This window comes from Streptomyces sp. NPDC054841, assembly GCF_053611045.1.
In genome coordinates, this window is sequence record NZ_JBSGZO010000048.1 from 13,858 (window position 1) to 32,449 (window position 18,592).

Annotated in this window: 14 protein-coding genes and 1 pseudogene; 10 read left to right on the forward strand and 5 right to left on the reverse strand. The window is 68.5% G+C overall.

The genetic code is table 11. From position 1 onward, the window contains the following. Positions 1-426 precede the first annotated feature (426 nt). From ACWGI8_RS10095 to ACWGI8_RS10110, 4 genes are all read left to right on the forward strand, one after another. Positions 427-1,845, forward strand: a complete 1,419-nt coding sequence (locus tag ACWGI8_RS10095; RefSeq protein ID WP_453659663.1) for a DEAD/DEAH box helicase — start codon at positions 427-429, stop codon at positions 1,843-1,845. Positions 1,846-2,474: 629 nt separating this feature from the next. Beyond that, the gene (locus tag ACWGI8_RS10100) at positions 2,475-4,943 is read left to right on the forward strand and encodes an IPT/TIG domain-containing protein (protein WP_453659664.1); all 2,469 of its coding nucleotides are present in this window, start codon (positions 2,475-2,477) and stop codon (positions 4,941-4,943) included. Beyond that, positions 4,940-5,335, forward strand: coding sequence for a hypothetical protein (locus ACWGI8_RS10105; protein WP_453659665.1), 396 nt, complete (start codon positions 4,940-4,942; stop codon positions 5,333-5,335). The genes ACWGI8_RS10100 and ACWGI8_RS10105 overlap by 4 nt, the downstream gene beginning before the upstream one ends. Before the next feature lie 732 nt (positions 5,336-6,067). Then, positions 6,068-7,075 carry an RHS repeat-associated core domain-containing protein gene (locus ACWGI8_RS10110; protein ID WP_453659666.1) on the forward strand — a complete coding sequence of 336 codons (1,008 nt, stop codon included), beginning with the start codon at positions 6,068-6,070 and terminating at the stop codon, positions 7,073-7,075. A 30-nt stretch (positions 7,076-7,105) separates the two neighbouring features. Here ACWGI8_RS10110 and ACWGI8_RS10115 read toward each other — a convergent pair whose 3' ends face one another. Both ACWGI8_RS10115 and ACWGI8_RS10120 read right to left on the reverse strand, forming a co-directional pair. Further along, a complete protein-coding gene (locus ACWGI8_RS10115) occupies positions 7,106-8,002 on the reverse strand; it encodes an IS3 family transposase (RefSeq protein ID WP_453659667.1) in 897 nt (298 codons plus the stop codon). Beyond that, entirely contained in the window at positions 7,999-8,343 is a 345-nt protein-coding gene (locus ACWGI8_RS10120) for a transposase (protein WP_453659668.1), read from the reverse strand. The genes ACWGI8_RS10115 and ACWGI8_RS10120 overlap by 4 nt, the downstream gene beginning before the upstream one ends. Here ACWGI8_RS10120 and ACWGI8_RS10125 point away from each other — a divergent pair. Both ACWGI8_RS10125 and ACWGI8_RS10130 read left to right on the forward strand, forming a co-directional pair. After that, positions 8,300-8,671, forward strand: coding sequence for a hypothetical protein (locus ACWGI8_RS10125; RefSeq protein ID WP_453659669.1), 372 nt, complete (start codon positions 8,300-8,302; stop codon positions 8,669-8,671). The two genes, ACWGI8_RS10120 and ACWGI8_RS10125, sit on opposite strands and share 44 nt — an antisense overlap. Positions 8,672-10,069: 1,398 nt before the next feature. Beyond that, the gene (locus ACWGI8_RS10130; protein WP_453659670.1) at positions 10,070-10,579 is read left to right on the forward strand and encodes a nuclear transport factor 2 family protein; all 510 of its coding nucleotides are present in this window, start codon (positions 10,070-10,072) and stop codon (positions 10,577-10,579) included. Between the two features lie 1,069 nt (positions 10,580-11,648). Here the strand turns inward: ACWGI8_RS10130 and ACWGI8_RS10135 are convergent. Beyond that, entirely contained in the window at positions 11,649-11,957 is a 309-nt protein-coding gene (locus ACWGI8_RS10135) for a hypothetical protein (RefSeq protein ID WP_453659671.1), read from the reverse strand. Between the two features lie 153 nt (positions 11,958-12,110). Between ACWGI8_RS10135 and ACWGI8_RS10140 the strand changes: the two genes are divergently transcribed. After that, positions 12,111-12,674 (forward strand): dihydrofolate reductase family protein, encoded by a 564-nt coding sequence (locus ACWGI8_RS10140; protein ID WP_453659672.1) that lies wholly within the window; start codon positions 12,111-12,113, stop codon positions 12,672-12,674. Between the two features lie 251 nt (positions 12,675-12,925). Continuing rightward, positions 12,926-13,342, forward strand: coding sequence for a hypothetical protein (locus tag ACWGI8_RS10145; RefSeq protein ID WP_453659673.1), 417 nt, complete (start codon positions 12,926-12,928; stop codon positions 13,340-13,342). 372 nt (positions 13,343-13,714) lie between these two features. Here ACWGI8_RS10145 and ACWGI8_RS10150 read toward each other — a convergent pair whose 3' ends face one another. Both ACWGI8_RS10150 and ACWGI8_RS10155 read right to left on the reverse strand, forming a co-directional pair. Continuing rightward, positions 13,715-14,668 (reverse strand): alpha/beta hydrolase, encoded by a 954-nt coding sequence (locus ACWGI8_RS10150; protein WP_453659674.1) that lies wholly within the window; start codon positions 14,666-14,668, stop codon positions 13,715-13,717. A gap of 143 nt (positions 14,669-14,811) precedes the next feature. Further along, positions 14,812-15,033 (reverse strand): annotated as a pseudogene (locus ACWGI8_RS10155) (transposase); the annotation flags it as partial. A 596-nt stretch (positions 15,034-15,629) separates the two neighbouring features. On the opposite strand from ACWGI8_RS10155, the gene lanKC reads away from it, so the two are divergent. Both lanKC and ACWGI8_RS10165 read left to right on the forward strand, forming a co-directional pair. After that, complete coding sequence (lanKC, locus tag ACWGI8_RS10160; RefSeq protein WP_453659675.1) at positions 15,630-18,287, forward strand: class III lanthionine synthetase LanKC; 2,658 nt, start codon at positions 15,630-15,632, stop codon at positions 18,285-18,287. Positions 18,288-18,371: 84 nt separating this feature from the next. Continuing rightward, the gene (locus ACWGI8_RS10165; protein ID WP_453659676.1) at positions 18,372-18,506 is read left to right on the forward strand and encodes a SapB/AmfS family lanthipeptide; all 135 of its coding nucleotides are present in this window, start codon (positions 18,372-18,374) and stop codon (positions 18,504-18,506) included. Positions 18,507-18,592: the final 86 nt, after the last annotated feature.

Here is an 18,592-nt window from a genome sequence, read left to right on the forward strand (position 1 = left end):
TTCCTCATCCTCATCACGGCTTGGCCGTGCCCGTAACACCACCCCGACACACCGGCCCCGAGCCACGAACCACCCCGCCACCAGCACATATACCCAGAGAAGGCGGAATCCAGCACCAGCTGGTGCTCGGCGTCGACGCGGGAGACGTGGTACTGGCGGATCCGCCAGCCGGCGTCGTCGAGGCGGAGGACCAGCGACCTATGCACATGGGCCTCCCAGCCTTGCGCGTCGCTGGTGCGCCCGGACGATCAGCCGCCTGCCGTTCGTGAGGCGGCCATGCCCCGTCGTGCGGTGCCGGTCGGCCGGACCGGCAGGCGTCCGCGCGCCCGCTGGTAAATTGGGGGCACGCTTCGACACCGCCGGGGCCCATACCAACGGGTATGGGCTCCGGTGCGTTCTGGGCGCCAGACCGAGGAAGGTTCCCCCATGAACGCGAAGCCGTCGGCCCTTGGACTCTCCCATGCCGGCAAGCCCCGGCGTGCCACAGCGCCGCAGGGGGAACTCTCGACGCCCCGGACGGTGGTCCCGGGCCTGCCACCGGTCGAGTCCTTCGGCCCACTCGGGCTGCCGCCGGAGCTGATGAAGACGATGATCGGCCTCGGGGTGAAGGAACCTTTCCCGATCCAGGCGGCGACCCTGCCCAACGCTCTGGCCGGCCGCGATGTCCTGGGCCGCGCGCGGACCGGTTCCGGCAAGACGCTCGCTTTCGGGCTTGCGCTGCTCGTCCGGACGGCAGGCCTGCGAGCGGAGTCGAAGCGGCCGCTCGCACTGATCCTGGTGCCGACTCGGGAACTCGCGCAGCAGGTGAGCGACGCGCTGGCGCCCTACGCGCAGGCGCTGAATGTGCGACTTGCGACGGTGGTCGGCGGGTTGTCGATCAACCGGCAGTCGGCGCTGCTGCGGACCGGCGCCGACGTGGTCATCGCAACGCCAGGGCGGCTGGCCGACCTGGTGTCGCGTCGGGACTGTCACCTGAATCAGGTGCGGATCACGGTGCTGGACGAGGCGGACCAAATGTGCGACCTGGGGTTCCTGCCGCAGGTTTCGGAGATCCTGGACCAGGTCCGCCCCGACGGGCAGCGGCTGCTGTTTTCGGCCACGCTGGACCGCAACATCGATCAGCTGGTACGGAGCTACCTGCACGACCCGGTGCTCGCCTCGGTCGACAGGGCGGCGGGCTCGGTCACCACGATGGAGCACCACGTACTCAACATCCACGCCGCCGACAAGTATGCGACCGCTACCGAAATCGCCGCGCGCGACGGCCGGGTACTGATGTTCCTGGACACCAAGGCCGGCGTCGACCAGTTCACCCGTCACTTGCAGGCCAGCGGCGTACGGGCCGCTGCCTTGCACAGCGGGAAGTCGCAGCCGCAGCGCACGCACACGCTCGCCAAGTTCAAGGACGGTGAGATCACCGTGCTGGTCGCCACCAATGTCGCGGCGCGGGGGATTCACATCGATGCGCTCGACCTTGTCGTCAACGTCGACCCGCCGGCCGATGCCAAGGACTACCTGCACCGTAGTGGGCGCACGGCACGCGCCGGGGAGTCCGGGAATGTGGTCACCCTGGTCACCCCCAGTCAGCGGCGCGATGTGAACCGGATGATGTCCGACGCCGAGATTCGGCCGACTGTCACACAGGTGCGCTCCGGCGAGGAGAAGCTGACCACCATCACTGGGGCGAAGCGCCCGCCGATCGGGGGGAAGACCAGCAGCGGCAATGCCCCCTTCCGCGGCCTCGGCACCCGTCCGGGCCGCCCCGCCAAGGAGTCCCGCAAAGCCGCCGAGGCCCGCAAGACCGCAGAAGCCCGCGCAGCGGCCCGGGTACGCAAGGGCCGCTGACGCCGGACGAACCTGCCGGGGCAGGGAGGTGGCGGGTGACCTGGTCGTCGAGCTGGTTTGTTCGGCGAGCCGCGTTCTGGTCAATCCCAAAGTCGTTTCTCGCGTGGACGGTTCACCTGTGTTGATGCATGAGAGAGCCCTGGTGCCCGGGGAGCGGGGATGTGGCTGTGAGGTTGAAGTGATCGTTCCGTTGGCCTGATCAACACGCCTTACTACGCGCCGTGTTCGAATTCGGAGGCGAACACCACGGGCTGTGTATAGCTTGTGACGGCCCGCATGGGGAGTGCGGGCCTTGTGGGCTTGTTGTGGCCTGCTGTTGCTGCTCTGGGGAGGGCGCAGTGCGCATGCACGGCGAACGGTTCGGGGTACGTCTGTCCACCCATTGGCGGTCGCTGACGGTTGGCGCGCTGGTGCTGGCTCTAACTGCGGGAACGGTGTCCGCGCAAGCCGCACCGCCCGCTCCGACTCCTTCACCATCGCTGTCGCCCAGCGGTTCCCCTTCGCTCCCGCCATCGGCCGGCACGTCAGTGAGCACAGCCCCGTCGCCGCTTTCACCGCCGGCGCCGAAGGCCGGCCCGACTCGCCCGCAGGGCAAGCACGCGGCTGCAGCGCCGGCAACCAGCAATGCGGTGTACGCGTACGACGCGGCCGGCCGCCTCGTCGGGGTGACGGACCCCGGCGGTGAGACGGCCCGGTACCGGTACGACGAGGCGGGTAACCGTCTCGGCATCGACCGGTTCCCCTCCACCGAGCTGGCGGTCCTTTCCCTCGTCCCGGTGCGCGCCCAGATCGGTGCCACTGTCACTCTCTCCGGTACGGGCTTTGCCGCAACTCCGGCGGCGAACGCGGTCTCCTTCGGGGGCAAGACGGCCGAAGTCGTCTCGGCGACCGCGACGCGGCTGACGGTGAAGGTCCCCGCAGCCGCCGCCAACGGCAAAGTTTCGGTGACGGTAGGCGGGAAGACCGTCCAGTCACCCGAGGCGTTCACGCTCGCCTCACCCGGCCCTACGATCGCGAGTATCGTGCCGCTCTCCGGCATCCCGGGCGCGGAAGTCGTGCTCACGGGTGCCGCGTTCGCGCCCGTGGGCACGGACAACGTGGTGCGCTTCGGCGGAGGCATCGTCGCCGAGGTGAAGACCCGCACCGATACGGCGTTGACGGTCCTGGTGCCGCCGGGCGCCGGCACGGGTCCGATCACCGTGGAGACCCCGGATGGCACTGCCGCCTCGAGTGACAGTTTCCGTGTCGCGTCAGGCGGCGGTGGGAAGGTGGAGTCGTCGGAGATCACCTCGGTCACAGACACGACACCGCCGACGGTCTCGGTGACCACCCCGGGCAATCTGGCGCAGGTGCTCTTCGACGCCGATGCCGGCGATGACCTCGGATTCGGTTTCACCGCCGCGACGTTCAACAGCTCGGTCGGCCTGAAACTGATCGACCCGCAGGGCAACAGCGTGCGTGAGACGTCCTTCAGCGGCGCGACCGCGGACTGGGAAGCGGCGGACCTGCCGGTCTCCGGCACTTACACCCTGCTGTTGTCCCCGGGCAACAGCAACCTCGGCGCCGTCACGGTCACGGTGTCCAAGACGGTCGGCAGTGCACTGACCTTCGACGGGCCGACCGCAACCGCGGCTCTGGCCCGGGTGGGGCAGGACGGCCGGTGGACCTTCGACGCCCAGGCCGGTCAGAGTCTGAGCATCGGTGCCAATGCCGCCCAGATGGCCGGCTATGTCCGCGGCACGCTCTATCTGCCGGACGGCACGGCGTCGAAGTTCCTGACGGTCCCCAACGGTGAGGGCCGTTCGCTCGACGTGGATGCGCTGCCGCAGACCGGCACCTACACGCTGGCGATGGACCCGGACGAGGGCGCCACCGGCACCCTGGCGGTGACGGTTTCTCGCTACGCCGATGCCGGGGTCCTGGACCCGGCTGCGGCGGCGAAGGCGGTAACTTTGGCGCGGCCGGGGCAGGACGGTGTCGCCACCTTCGCGGGCACGGCGGGGCAGTTCGTGAACCTCGGTGTGTCGGGGACGACCATGCCCTCCTACGCCACGGTGGAGATCCGCCGCCCCGATGGCAGCGTGCTGGATTCGTTCACGTCGACCCCGGACCGGGACGCGGGCTGGGACAGCCCGGCCCTGCCCGTCACCGGCACCTACACCGTCAGGGTCGTGCCGAAGTACATCGAGACCGGCAAGGTCGACCTCACTCTGTCCAAGCCCGTCCAGTTCGGAGCGCTCACGGTCGGGGGAGCGGCGCTCAAGGCCACCATCACGCGAGCCGGTCAGGACGCACAGGGCACCTTCACCGCCAGCGTCGGCAACAACTTCACCCTGAATCTGACGGGCAACACGTTCACGAAGTACATCGCTGTCTCGGTGATCGCACCGTCCGGGACGAAGGTCGTCAACGAGTACTTCGTCTATGCGCAGCAGCCGGGCACCATCACCTTCAAGAACGTTCCGGAGGCCGGCACGTACCGCGTCGTGGTCGCCCCGAGCAGCCTGGCGACCGGAGCGGTCAGCCTGCAGCTCAAGACCGCCCCGGCCGCAGCCCGCGCCACCACGATCCCGGCCAAGCCGCGCTATGCGGAGCGGACGGTGTGCTTCGTTGCCTCGCTGGGCATGCGGATCCCGGATTGGGTGAAGGTCCGCGCCGACCGGTGCGACGCCCTGGACCGGGAGGCCAAGGCCAAGGCGGAGAAAGCCGCGCAGGCGGCCGGTGTTGTCCCGTCGGGCCCGGATGCCTGGCAGCCGGGGAAGACGAACCTCGCGGGCCAGGACTGGCTCACCGCCCGCGGCGCGGCGCCCAAGACTCCGCCCACACTGCGCGCTCCGCCCAAGGCGACGGCGCTGACCGGACGAGTGGTCAAACTTGATGGCAAACCCCTGTCCAAGGTCACCGTCACAGTCGGCGCGAAGATGACTCGCACTGATGCGCAGGGCCGGTTCCTGCTCACCGGGATCAGCCCGCAGGCCAGCACGCTGGTCGTGGACGGTTCGAGCGCGAACACCAAGCGCCGCCAGTACGGGCGTTTCGACATCCACATCAATCCGAAGGCCGGTCGAGCGTCGACCTGGGTTTCCCGGTGTGGATGAGCCCGCTGGACACCAAGCACACCGTCCGCTTCGATGCCCCGGCCACCACGGACATCGTGCTGAAGACCCCGAAGATCCCCGGCCTCGAGGTACGGATCCCCAAGGGCTCGGTGGTCCGGGACGAGAAGGGCCGACCGGTCACGGAGCTGGGGATCACGGCGATCCCGATCGACCGGCCGCCGTTCCCGCTGCCCAAGAACAGCGTGATCCCCGTCTACTTCACCGTGCAGCCCGGCGGCACCTATGTGTTCCCCAAGGGCGCTGAAGGTCACCAACCGCTCCGGACAGGTCGCCACCGCCGACTACGACCTCCTCGGCCGCTCCAAGACCACCAAGTACGGCGTCGACGAGATCACCGGCCAGGCCGAATCGACGGTCACCTACGCCTATGACACGGTCGACCTGCCCAAGACCATCACCGACACCACCAGCGGCAATCAGTCCTTCGTCTACGACGCCTACGACCGGCTCAAGACGATCACCGGCCCGACCGGCACCGTCGGCTACGACTACGACGGAGCAGACCGCCGCAAGGAGATGACCGCCGCCGGCGCCACCACGACCTACGGCTACGACAGGTCCAACATCCTCACCAGCGTTACCACTGGCACCCAGCAAGTTGCCTTCGGCCTCGACGCGGTGGGCCGGGAGAAGACCGCGACCCTGCCCGGCGGCATCACCCGCACCACCGGCTACGACAAGACCGGCATCATCAAGGACATCGCCTACGTCCGCGGCACGTCCACGATCGGCGACCTCACCTACACCCGCGACACCCGCGGCCTGCAGACCGGCCTCACCGGCACCCTGGCCAGCATCGCCATCCCCGCCGCCGAAACCGGCGCCACCTTCGGCAAGGACAACCGCCTCACCACCTTCAACGGCCGCACCTTCACCTACGACAATGAAGGCCAACTCACCAACGACGGCCAGAACACCTACACCTGGAACACCCGCGGCCAGCTCACCGGCCTGACCAAGACCGGCGGACCCTCGAGCTCGTTCGACTATGACCCGCTCGGCACCCGCACCAGCAAGACGCTGGCCGGCACCACGCACAAGTACCTCACTGACGGCTCCAACCCGCTCGTCGAACAGACCGGTTCGGGGCCCCCGCGGCGACCGTGGCCACCTCCGGCCTGGACGAGTTCCTCACCCGCACTGAGAACGGCCAGACCCAGATCTACCTCACCGACGCCCTCGGCACTGTCGTGGGCCTCGCCAATCAAGACGGCACCATTGCCACCCGCTACACCTACGACCCCTACGGCCAACCCACCACCAGCGGCACCCCCTCCACCAACCCGTACACCTTCACCGGCCGCGAGAACGACGGAACCGGCCTGCTCTACTACCGCAACCGCTACTACGACCCCGAAACCGGCCGCTTCATCTCCCAAGACCCCATCGGCCACACCGGCGGCCCCAACCTCTACCAGTACGCCCTCAGCTCACCCACCACCTACACCGACCCCACCGGCAACAACCCCCTCCTCGCCGGCTGCGCCGCCGGAGCCCTCTTCGACGGCGCCCTCGACTGGGGCATCCAGCGCCTCTCCGGCCGCAAAGTCAACTGGGGCCAAGTCGGCCAAGCCGCCGCCATGGGCTGCGCCTTCGGCATGCTCGGTGCCTGGGGCGGACTCAAATGGGCCAACCGAGGCTGCGGCGGGAACAGCTTCACCGCCGACACCCTCGTCCTCATGGCCGACGGCACCCGCAAACCCATCAAGAACGTCAGGGTCGGTGACAAGGTCCTCGCCACCGATCCCGAAACAGGGGAGTCCGGCTTCCGCAAGGTCACTGCCCTCATAACGGGAACCGGCGGAAAACAACTCGTCGACATCACCATCGACACCGATGGTCGCGCGGGTTCTAGAACCAGCACACTCACGACCACAAACGGCCACCCGTTCTGGGTTCCCGAGCTACGCCGGTGGCTTAGAGCCGATGAGCTGAAGGCTGGTCACTGGCTCCAGACCAGCAGCGGCACCTGGACCCAGATCAGCACAGTGCGCGCCCGTACTGAGACCACGACTGTGTACAACGTCACGGTCGATGACCTGCACACGTACTATGTGCTCGCAGGCGCCACACCAGTTCTCGTCCATAACTGCGGCAATGGAGTGGTCTGAAGTTTCCCCGTGATCTTGGACACGTCGTCGTTACGCCGCGAGGGCCTGATCCTGCTGGTAGCGCAGGCGGGTCTCGTGGGGTGTGAGGTAGCCCCAGTGGACGTGCTTGCGCAGACGGCGTCTGTTGTAGAAGGTCTCGATGAAGTCGAAGATGCCGGCGCGGGCGGTCGCGCGGTCAGGCCAGAAGCGGGTGCCGATCTCCTCTTTGAGTACAGCCCAGAAACTCTCCGCCGCGGCGATATCGAAGCAGCTCCCGGTCCGGCCCATGCTTTGCCGGTGCCCCAACACGGCGATTCTGTCGCGAAGTTGGCGGGAGGTGTACTCCGATCCGCGGTCGCTGTGGATCACGCAGCCGGGCTCCAGGCGGCCCAGCGCGGCGGCCATGTCGAGCGCGTCGACGACGAGTTCGGCACGGTGGTGGTCGGCCATCGAGTAGCCGATGACCTCGCGCGTGGCCAGGTCCAGCCACGAGGCAAGGTAGAGCCAGCCCTCGGCGGTGGGGATGTAGGTGATATCCCCGACGATCTTCGTGCCGGGGCGGGTGGCGGTGAAGTCCCGGCCGATCAAGTCCGGCGACGGGGCGGCTTTGGTGTCGGCCTTGGTCAGGCTGCGGCGGCCGGTGCGCCGGCTGTTCCCGACGATGCCGTGCTCCCGCATGACCCGTGCCACCCGCTTGCGGTTGACCAGCCGGTCCTGCCGGCGCAGTTCGGCGGTGACGCGCGGGACGCCGTAGTTCCGCCGGGAGGCGAGGTGGATCACTGTGATCTCGTGCGCCAGCGCCTCATCGGCCCGCCGCCGCGCTTCGCGGGCTTCCCGTCCGGCCACCCACGCGTAGTACGTGGACCGCGCGGTCTTCATCACCTTGCACAGCAGCGCGACCGGGTAGTTCGCCTTCTCCGCGTGGATGAACCGGCATATCGCGCTCACCGGTCGCTCTCCTTCGCAAAGAAGGCCGTCGCTTTTTTCAAGATCTCGATCGTCTTCGCCTGCTCAGCGGTCAGCTTCCGCAGCCGCTTCAGCTCCTCGTCCCGGTCGTCGGCACTCTGCCCGGCCCGCCCGGCCACGGGACCGGATCCGGTGTCCTGAGCGGCGCGAGCCTTCTTCACCCAGCCCCGCAGGGACTCCGAGCTGACCCCGAGCTCCCGGGCAACCTCGGTCACCGTCCGGCCCGACGACCGCACGAGCTCGATCGCGTCCCGCTTGTACTCGTCCGAGTACCGCTTCGTGTACTTGCTTCCCACCTGGCACTGCTTCCTCTGGGCGCTCACGTCCCAGTTTCCAGGTGTCCAAGATCAAGGGGAAGCTTCAGACCCCCATGGCAGGCTGACCCCGCTTGACTCGCATGTGCGCCTTGCTGCCCCGGATCGGCCAGATCCGCCGCCGATGGTGCGCCGTGGTTACAGTTACGATCGCGGCAACGGGGACACTGGGCTGATCTTCTCCTGCTTCCAGCGAGACCTGGCCAAGGGGTTCGAAGCAGTCCAGAAACGGCTGGAAGGTGAGGCCATGGCCAAGTACCTGCTCACCATCGGCGGCGGGTACGTCTTCGTACCGCCGCCCGGAGACGTGTGGATTGACGAAGCGTTCAGATCGTAACGATCTAGGGCGATGCCGGGCGACCAAGCTTCAATGGCAGCTCACGACCGACGCCGCGCAGCTGGAGGTCTTGAAGGTGTTCACGGACGGGCCGTGCAAGACCGTGGTCATCCAGTACACGCCTGCCGCCTGGGGATCCGAGCCACGGCCGGCACCCTCAACCACCGCCTGGAGAAGGACGACTCGTCGTCGGGGGCGTCGGTATCGCACCGAACTGGTGTTGCCACGGCGCACGATGTCACGCACCTCAATCACCGCGGGCAGTCACCATCCCCGTCCGGGAAGCGCTGGCACCCCGCACAAACCGGCCCTAGCAGAAACGGGCAGATTCACCGCCACGCTGCTGGACTGAAAGGCCGAACTGACCGAGCCGACGACTGCCAGCTGCCTGGCGTCAATTCTCAATGGGGCCACCCAGCGCACCGTGCAGTTCGAGCCGCCCTTGCGCGATCACGGCCGTATCGTTAGTGGTCGAATCGGCCTCGGACACAGATTTGCCCCACGCTTGCCTGTTCTTGGGCGGGGGAATCTGCACCCGCTTCCGGCTTCTGGCCGGGGCGGGTGTTCGTCGTTTCGGTGCTCCCGCCTGGCTTCTCCCTTCGCCGACGTTCCGGTGGGACTCCGGTCAGCTGACGGTGATCCTTTCCTTCTGGGGGGTACCGCGGTCAGGGTCCTGGTCGCGGGGTTGTAGGTGAGGAAGATCTGCTGGCTGTGGAGATGGGCGATCGCCTGGGCTGGTGTGGGCTGCATCGAGTCACTGCTTACGGAAGCCGGCAGGCGTGACGCGGTGCCGGAAGCCGGCGCCGCCCTTCCGCACAACAGCAGGGGTCGGCATGCAGGTCCTGGCGTCACGGCGAATCGCAACGTACAGATCGACCTCGGGGTTCGGCAGTACCCGGGCCCCTTCGTCGTTGCGCCCCGCCATGGTCCCGAAGCGAGCACCTGGGCGTTCTCGAAGCTCAGCGGCCCCGCTCTCACCGGGCGCCAGCCGATCTCACCGATGAGCCACGGACGTTCTCGGAACTCGCTCGCAGAGTCAAACGGCACGCACGCCTTCGGCAGGACCGGGTGGAGTGGACAGGTGCGGACGGCACTGGACAGTCCCCGCCCTTGTCGGGCCTGGAAAGTGGACACCGCCTGACATGAGTCTGTGTGCCATGAACGTTGCACGCACGCAGACGGAAGGCAGCGCGCCGATCCCCTCGGCCGGGAGCGGCCCTGCCGCCCGCCCAGGCCGCCGAAGCGCCGAAGCCCCGCGCCTGGCCGAATCCGGCGCCGTCGCCGGCACAGCCTCCTGACCTGACACACACCATCCCCGGAATACCGGCCGAGGGCAGTTGGCAGCCGGCCACCCCCGACCGCACCCGCAACCGCACCCGCACCCGAAGGAGCATCACCATGACATCCCGCCTGCCCCGTGCCATGGCCGTGCTGGCCGCCGCCGCGGCCCTCTGCGCCACGACCGCCACCACCGCCTACGCCGCGCAGGACGCCGAACGGCACCCGCCGAGGATCGTCACCGACTGGGCCCGCGCCTGGAACGGCACCGACCCCCAGGCGCTCGGCGCCCTGTTCACCACCGACGGCACCTACACCGACGAGGCCGTCGGCATCAGCTTCCACGGCCGCCAGGAGATCGCCGGGTGGAAGGCCCGCGCCGACAGCGTCATCGACAACGTCCACGTCACCGTGCGCGCCGCCCACCGCCACGGCGACCGCATCACCGTCGAGGCCGTCTACTCCGGCCACATCAAGGGCGCACCCAAACCCTTCGCCGTTCCGATGACCACCCTCCTCGACCTCGACAAGAACCGCTGCCGGATCACCTCCGACCAGGACCACTACAGCCTCACCACCGTCCTCGCCCAGTCCGGCCTGCCCGCCAACTGGACCCCGCCCGCCTCCTGACCGGCAGGCAGAGCGCACACCGCCAACCGCACGCGCCCGTCACCCGCCGCGCAACGCCCGCCCGGCATCACCCCCGGCACACTCCCGCCGCGCTCCCAGCCGACGATAGGAGGAAGGCCCGCCGCCGGTCGGCCACGAAGAGCCCCCGTGGCCGGCCGGCCACGGACCAGTTCTGCGACGTAGCTCTGGCGACCCGCACCTTCCCTGTGGTGAAACCTGTTGAGCGTGTGACATCTCTCCGGGAGGCGGTGAGCCCTTCGTGTCTCCATCATTCGTGACAACACGTCCAACCCGCTCGCATGCTTCGGCTACGGTCACGCGCATGCGTATCCCCCTGTCCGAGGCGATCGAGCGATACAAGCGGGAGCCGGGCGCGTACGGCAACGCGTACGACTGGTACCGGCGGTCAGCCCGGAGGTGCAATAACGTCTCCATCCATGGCCACACCATCCCGGCGATGAAGGTCGGGAGCCAGTGGATGGTGGAGGAGAGCGACCTGGATGCCGCTCTGGCCGCCATGGGTGAGGCGCAGGCTCGTCGCGCTCGGCGGACCGCCGACTACGATCGGCGCATCCTGCATCCGGGCACCGTGAGCATCGACGGCGGCGGGTATCGGGTCAGGGGCGCGTTCCACTTTCGGTGGAACGACATGGCTCGTGCCATGCAGCGAAGTGACGGGTGCTGGATCTGTAGCAGCTGCTGGACGGTGGCCACCGAGGAACACGACGGCGAGGAGTGCCATCGGTGCCGCGATTGGGGTTCTTGCGGGACCAAGTGCACTTTGAGCCGGATCTGCTGTCGTACCTGCGGAGTATCGCTGGCCGCGTAGCCATTTGAGGGTCGAGTAGCGTCACCCTTGGCCCTGGGCTGAGGCAATCGTGATTCGTACCGTAAACGCCTAGCAGGTGCCGTTCTGGCGGGCTGCTGGTGGAGCAGGAGTCGGCGAGTCGGCTCTTGAGTCGCTGGAGCTGAATGGCAGGTGGGAGGGAGTAGATGCCGTCCCGGTTCTTCCACCGGTCGAAGAAGTCGCTGACGGTCAGGCCAGTGGCGGGGACGGGCCGGTCGTACTTCAGACGGTGCTCGGTGTTCGTCGTGATCTCGAAGATTCCCTGTCGGAGTTGACCCGGACGAGGTCAGGCTTTTGTGTCGCGGAAAAGATCACGTTGCGCAGATCACCATCGACGCCCCGGAATCCGGCACGGGACGTTTCTCGTTCGAGGTTGGCCAGGGCTCGCAGGATGGGACCGCAGATGTCCGAGATGCTGCCCACCGCGTCCCAGTCCTCCCAATAGCCGCCGCGCTGCGTGTGGAAGGGTATGCGCTGGGCGATGCCGAGCCGAGCCAGGACAGCGTCCGTGCAGCGGATCACGTCGGCCACTTCCTGCGTACTCAGACTGCTGTCGTGCTCACTGAGGTCTTCTCAACGAAATGATCTCGTGAGGTGACTCGGCCCAGGGGATCCTGCGAGCCGTGATGAGCCTGCGGCGTCCGGCGGTCGTACTGTCGAACCCGTTACCGAGGAGGACTGCTGATGCGCAGCGTGACCTATTCGATGAGCGTCTCACTTGACGGCTACATCGTCGGGCCGGACGGCGACTTCGACTGGACGGCGCCCGACGAGGGGGTCTTTCGCTTCTGGATCGACGAGATTCGAGAGGTCGGCGTCCACCTGTTGGGACGACGGCTGTACGAGACGATGCTGTACTGGGAGACCGCCGACCAGGATCCATCGCTTGACGACTCCATGCTCGAGTGGGCCACGCTCTGGAAGCCGCTCCCGAAGGTGGTGTTCTCGACCACGCTGTCGGCGGTGCAGGGCAATGCCGGCCTGGCCTCCGGCGGCCTGGCGGAGGAGATCGAGCGGTTGCGAGCCGAGCCGGGGGAAGGCGACATCGCGATCGGCGGCGCGACTCTCGCCGCCGAGGCGGCCGCGTTGGGTCTGATCGACGAGTACCGGGCCATGGTCTACCCGGTGCTGGTTGGCGGTGGCATTCCGTTCTTTCCCCAGCGCGAGCGCCGGGTGGATCTCGAACTCGTCGAGACCCGCACCTTCAGCTCGAGAGTCGTCTACCTCCGCTACCGCGTGGCGCGTTAGCCGGCTCGTCCGCCCGCCCTACGAAGAACGGGCCAGCCAGTGACGTCTTCTCAGTGAAGATCACTTCCACCCCTGCACGCGATGATCTCGCCTGCGCCGACCCCCACCCCCGCACCAGGCAGGCGTCGGATCCGCCTTTCGCCATATGTACGCCTCAACTCAGCATGTTCGCAAAGTAGTTGACAGGTGATCCAGGGCGACGCTTTGATCTAGCACTCGTAACGACCCGACACCTACAGGGGGAACGCTTGATGAAGCGCAGCACGGTAGCAAAGGCCGGTATGGCTCTCGCGGCGAGCGTCATCATCGTCGGGGGCATGGCGGGCTCGGCCTCCGCAAGCGGAAGTAATGTGACCATCTCCCGGACCTGGGGCACGGCGACCTTCAAGACCTACGGCGACGAGCTGTGGGTGAAGGACCTGTCCGCGGACGGCTACTCCGTGCAGGCCAAGATCCAGCGCTGGCAGAAGGTCAACATCGACGCGTGGAGCTGGGTGGATCACCGGACCGGCTGCTACGACACGACCACCAAGAACGACACGACCGACGGCTACTCGTTCTGCGACTACGACCTGAACGAGAACGACCCGGTCCGGGTCTGCATCGTCCGCTCGAAGGACGGCGTCCGCTACGGCGACTGGGTCTGCAGCGCCGAGACGCAGGCCTGATTCCTGCCGCCCTCCGCGCCCCCGCCCGCCCTTGCCGCGTGCGGCCGCGGGCGCGCTGGGCGCGCAGGACACATTGGAGCTTTCTGCCGGGCGTCGGGGCGCAGGTGGGGGTTCAGAAATAGCTGCGGTCCGGCTGAGCGGAGGACGACTCCGCAGGCTTCGTATGTGGCTCGATGAGGCCTAGCGCAACTCGGAGAATGTCCTGTGGTTCGGCGAGTCGCCTTCCGACGTCTCTCCGGACACACACGCCTTCGGAGTGGAGTTCATCAACGGCTTGCTCGACAAGCACCTTGATGCGCCCGCGGAGCCTATGGGCGAGTGACAGCCGTGAAGGTGTCGGCTCTCTCGGCAGTGCTTGGCCGAGGGGATGGGTCAGAGGGTGCCGAGTGCTTTTCGCAGGACGTGGATGGCTTGTTCGATGGCTGCCGTTGTGGCCTTGGTGGAGCGGACCGGGTTGAGCATCATGAAGTCGTGGATGATGCCGTTGTAGCGAACACTCGTGGTCGGGACGCCGGCCTGGGTGAGCTTGGCAGCGTAGGCCTCGCCCTCGTCGCGGAGGACGTCGTTCTCGTCAACGATCACGAGGGCCGGGGGAAGGTCGCGAAGGTCGTCCAGCGTGGCGCGCAGTGGCGAGGCCGTAATCTCGTTGCGCTGCTCGTGGTCGGGGATGTAGGAGTCCCAGAACCACGCCATGGCTCTGGCTGTGAGGAACGGGCCGTCGGCGAACTCCTGGTAGCTTGCGGTGTCTTGGGCGGCGTCCGTGACCGGGTAGTACATCGACTGGTGCACGAAGCTCACGTCACCCCGCCGCTTGGCCATGATCGCCACGGCGGCCGTCATGTTCCCTCCGACCGAGTCGCCGGCCACCGACATGCGGCTGGCGTCGAGGCCTTCGCTCGCCCCGTTCTTGGTGATCCACTGCGCGGTCGCGTACGCCTGCTCGAGCGCCACGGGGTAGTGGGCCTCGGGCGAGCGGTCGTACTCGACGAAGGCGATCGCGGCCTTGGCGCCGTCGCATAGTTCGCGGATGAGCCGGTCGTGGGTGCCCGAGTTGCCGAGGACCCACCCGCCTCCGTGGATGTACAGGATGACGGGCTGGAGGCCTGCGGCTCCCAGCGGCTTGATGAGGCGGACTCGGATGTCGCCCACCTCGGCCGGCACCGTAAACCACTTGTCTTCGCCGACCTCGACCTTGGCAACCGGCGCGGCCTGAACGTCGTCGAGCACCTTGCGGGCGCCCTCCGGACCGAGTTCGTACAGGAAGGGCGGGCTGGCAGTCGCGTCCGCGAACTCCTGCGCCTCCGGCTCGAGGATGTACTTAGCCACGAGTCGACTCTTTTCTGTGAGTTAGTCGGAGATCTGTCGGTATCTCACCAGAGAAAACCCTGCCGAGCCGGGAAGTGCAGAGGCCGTGTCACCCGCTTCGTGCTGACTGCAGTTGCCGCCCCCTGTGAGGGGACGTGACATCGTCACTCAAGTTCAACCAGCGGTTTCCCTCGCCAGGAACTGGGCTCCAGCAGCACGGGGAAGAAGCTCCCCGACCGCAGTTCGGGGATGGCCACCTCCAGGTCGCCGGCCGGGGTGGTCAGCGTCTTGTCCCGGTGCCCGTTGCGGAACCCGGCACGTGTCTCGGTGTGCTCGTTCCACCCCGCGCCGATCTTCGCGGTGGCCTCGGCCTCGGTCAGCTCCTGGAGCGTCCGCTACACCACGCAGCGGGACACCGTCAGGGGGAGGGGAGGGGAGGGGACGGGAACGGCGCGAGCGAGATGCGACGACTCCAACGCATCACCCGATAAGAGGAGGTTGTTCTGATCTGTTGTGGGCACTTGATCGATACCGGACGAATCGACCAGGAAGGAGCCCTCACAGGCGGCCCCACCGGTCGCCGCGGACCATCGGTCGCCGAGAGAACCGAGGAGGCCCATGACGTACTGACAACGGTGAATCTCGGGGAAGCGGGAACGGGGAGAGAGACATCTCTTCCCGCTCCGTCCCTGTCCGGACACCGACCGAACCTGACGCTTGTGACAGACCTCGCCCGCACCTGACGGACATCGACCGAACTCGATGGGCGAGGCGCGGCACCTTCCTGGCAGCCCCCGGCGCCCGCTGCCCCCCGCCTCCCCTTTCAGCGTCGCTCCCTCGCGCGCATGCCGTCCGGGGCTCGCGGGACCGCTCCCCGGAAAGCTACTCGTGCGTTCCTCACGGGCCTTTCGTTACAACTGTGACTGTCGCCCCCCTTCGCCCCGTGACAGCCTCAGGCCGTCAACCGGGCCGAAGGAGCGAGATGAACAAGGGCTACGCGGTCTTCTGCGACGCCGACCGGCGGTTCTACGACGCCCCGCACCGGCTCACCGCGGACGGCGGCGGTCTCGGGCGGCCGTATGAGGCGGCACGGCGCGACGCGCCGGCGGGCTGGCAGCGGCACCGGTCGGGCGACTGGCTCGCCTATCGGCCCCTCGACGCCGAACTCCCGTCGCAGGGCTGGAAGATCCATGTCTCCGCCTGCCTCGACAACGCCGAGAAGGTGCTCGCCCAGGTCTGGGACTACTGCGTCCCCAGGGACATCCCCTTCAAGTTCATGCCGAGCCGTTATCTGCTGCACACGCGCAACGCCAAGTACGCCGACCGCGCCGGCAGCGGCAAGTTCATCACGGTCTATCCCGCGGACGACGCGCAGTGCCGCAGCATCGCCGAGGACCTCGACGCGCTTCTCGCCGGGGAGCCGGGCCCGTACATCCTCAGCGACCTGCGCTGGGGGAGCGGGCCCGTGTACGTGCGCTACGGGAGCTTCACCGAGCGGCACTGCCTGGGCGACGAGGGGGAGTTACGGCCCGCGGTCGAGGACGCCGACGGCCGGCTCGTACCGGACCGCAGGGAGCCTGCCTTCCACCTTCCGCCGTGGGTGACCCTGCCCGACTTCCTCCGGCCGCATCTGGCCGCCCGGTCCGCGACCACGACCACCGGCATCCCGTACACCATCGAACGCGCCCTGCACTTCTCCAACGGCGGGGGCGTCTACGTCGGCCGCGACGACCGCACGGGCCGCAAAGTCGTCCTCAAGGAGGCGCGGCCGCACGCGGGGCTCGCCGCCGACGGCGCAGACGCGGTGACCAGGCTCGGGCGCGAGAAGGCCGCGCTGGAACGGCTGGCCGGGCTCGCCTGCACGCCGGAGGTGCTGGACTGGTTCAGCCTGGGCAACCATAGCTTCCTGGTGCTGGACTTCGTCGAAGGGCGTCCGCTCAACAGCTTCTTCGCCCGCAGGCATCCGCTGATCGAACAGGACCCGTCTCCCGAGGCCCTGGCCGCGTACACCGCCTGGGCGCTGCGGATCCACGGCCTGGTGACGGAGGCGGTCGAGGCGGTGCACGCCCGGGGCGTGGCCTTCAACGACCTGCATCTGTTCAACATCATGGTCTCCGAGGACGAATCGTCGGTGGTTCTGCTCGACTTCGAGGCCGCGGCCGGCACCGACGAGGAGCGCCGGCAGGTCATCGCCAACCCCGGCTTCGTGGCGCCGGCCGACCGGCGGGGCAAGGACGTCGACCGGTACGCGCTCGCCTGCCTCCGGATCGCCCTGTTCCTGCCGCTGACCAGCCTGTTGGCGGTGGACCGGGGCAAGGCGGCTCATCTGGCGGACATCGTGGCGGCCAACTTCCCGGTGGACCGGGCGTTCCTCGACGAGGCGGTGGCGGAGATCACCCGTGGGGGTCCGGCCACATCCGCGTCGCCCGGGCGGCGCGCCTCGCATTCGTCCGGCGGGGCGTCCGGCGGGTGGCGTGCCTCGGACTCGTCCCTCGAGCCGTCCGACCTGGGCCGGACCGGCTATCTGCCCGTCGAGCCGGGGGACTGGCCGCACAGCCGCGACTCGATGGCCGCGGCGATCCGCGCGTCCGCCACGCTCGGGCGCGGCGACCGCTGCTTCCCCGGAGACATCGCCCAGTTCGCGGCCCCGGCGGGCGGCGCCTGCTTCGCGTACGGAGCGGCGGGAGTGCTCCACGCCCTCGCCGAGACCGGCTGCGGCCGATGGCCCGAGGCGGAGGAGTGGCTGCTGCGCGCCGTGCGCACGCCGGCCCCGGGCACTCCGCTCGGCTTCTACGACGGCCTCGCCGGCATCGCCTGGACGCTGGACCGGCTCGGGCACACCGCACGGGCCCTCGAACTCATGGACGTCGTCCAGGCCCAGGACTGGTCCGGCCTGGCACCGGATCTGCACGGCGGCCTCGCCGGCATCGGACTCGCCCTCGACGCACTGGGGTCGTCCACGGGCGACGGCTCCCTGCACCGGGCGGCCCTGCGCTGCGGCCGCCTGGTGGCCGAGAAGACCGCCGCCGCCACCGGCAAGGCGGCCCGGCGCGCCGGGCTGCTGTACGGGGGGAGCGGCGCGGCCCTGCTCCAGTTGCGGCTGTACGAACGCACCGGCGACACCCGCCTGCTCGGCCTCGCCGCCGACGCCCTGCGCCGCGACCTCGACCGCTGTGTCCGGGGTGCGGGCGGCGCGCTCCAGGTGGACGAGGGCTGGCGCACGATGCCCTACCTCGGCGCCGGCAGCGTCGGCATCGGCATGGTGCTGGACGACTGGCTCGGGCACGGCGACGACGAGCGGTTCACCCGGGCGCGGAGCGAGATCGTGCAGGCAGCGCAGGCCAAGTTCTACGCCCAGCCCGGTCTGTTCCGGGGCGCCGCCGGGATGGTGCTCCATCTGAGCCGGACGCACGCGAGCGGTCCCGGCACCTCGGCGGCCGACCTCGCCCGGCAGATCGGTGTCCTGGCCTGGCACGCCCTCCCGTACGAGGGGCGTCTCGCCTTCCCCGGCGAGCAGATGATGCGGCTGTCCATGGATCTCGCGACCGGTACGGCCGGATGCCTGCTGGCGCTGGGCGCGGCGCTCCACGACGCGCCGGTGCGGCTGCCGTTCCTGCCCCCGCCTCCCTCCGGCCGCTGACGCGGCCCACCGATCTGGCCCCTGGGCAAGGCACAGGGGTCATGGCAAGACCGTTCGATCCGTCCCCGATGAAAGGAAAAGATCATGTCGCTTCTCGACCTGCAGACCATGGAGACCCCCAAGGACGAGCTCTCGGAGGAGTTCGGTCACGGCGGCGGCAGCCGCGCGAGCCTGCTGCTCTGCGGCGACAGCAGCCTGAGCCTCACGACCTGCAACTGACCCTGGTCGAACCGGCTTCGGTCGGATCGGCTTCGGTCGAACCGACCTCGGTCGCCGCGCGGAGTCCGCTCCGCGCGGTGGAGACC

Bases quoted from the DNA above. Each gene is read 5' to 3' on its own strand.
- ACWGI8_RS10095 (WP_453659663.1), top strand. From the start codon at position 427: ATGAACGCGAAGCCGTCGGCCCTTGGACTCTCCCATGCCGGCAAGCCC.
- ACWGI8_RS10105 (WP_453659665.1), top strand. From the start codon at position 4,940: ATGAGCCCGCTGGACACCAAGCACACCGTCCGCTTCGATGCCCCGGCC.
- ACWGI8_RS10130 (WP_453659670.1), top strand. From the start codon at position 10,070: ATGACATCCCGCCTGCCCCGTGCCATGGCCGTGCTGGCCGCCGCCGCG.
- ACWGI8_RS10140 (WP_453659672.1), top strand. From the start codon at position 12,111: ATGCGCAGCGTGACCTATTCGATGAGCGTCTCACTTGACGGCTACATC.
- ACWGI8_RS10145 (WP_453659673.1), top strand. From the start codon at position 12,926: ATGAAGCGCAGCACGGTAGCAAAGGCCGGTATGGCTCTCGCGGCGAGC.
- lanKC (WP_453659675.1), top strand. From the start codon at position 15,630: ATGAACAAGGGCTACGCGGTCTTCTGCGACGCCGACCGGCGGTTCTAC.
- ACWGI8_RS10165 (WP_453659676.1), top strand. From the start codon at position 18,372: ATGTCGCTTCTCGACCTGCAGACCATGGAGACCCCCAAGGACGAGCTC.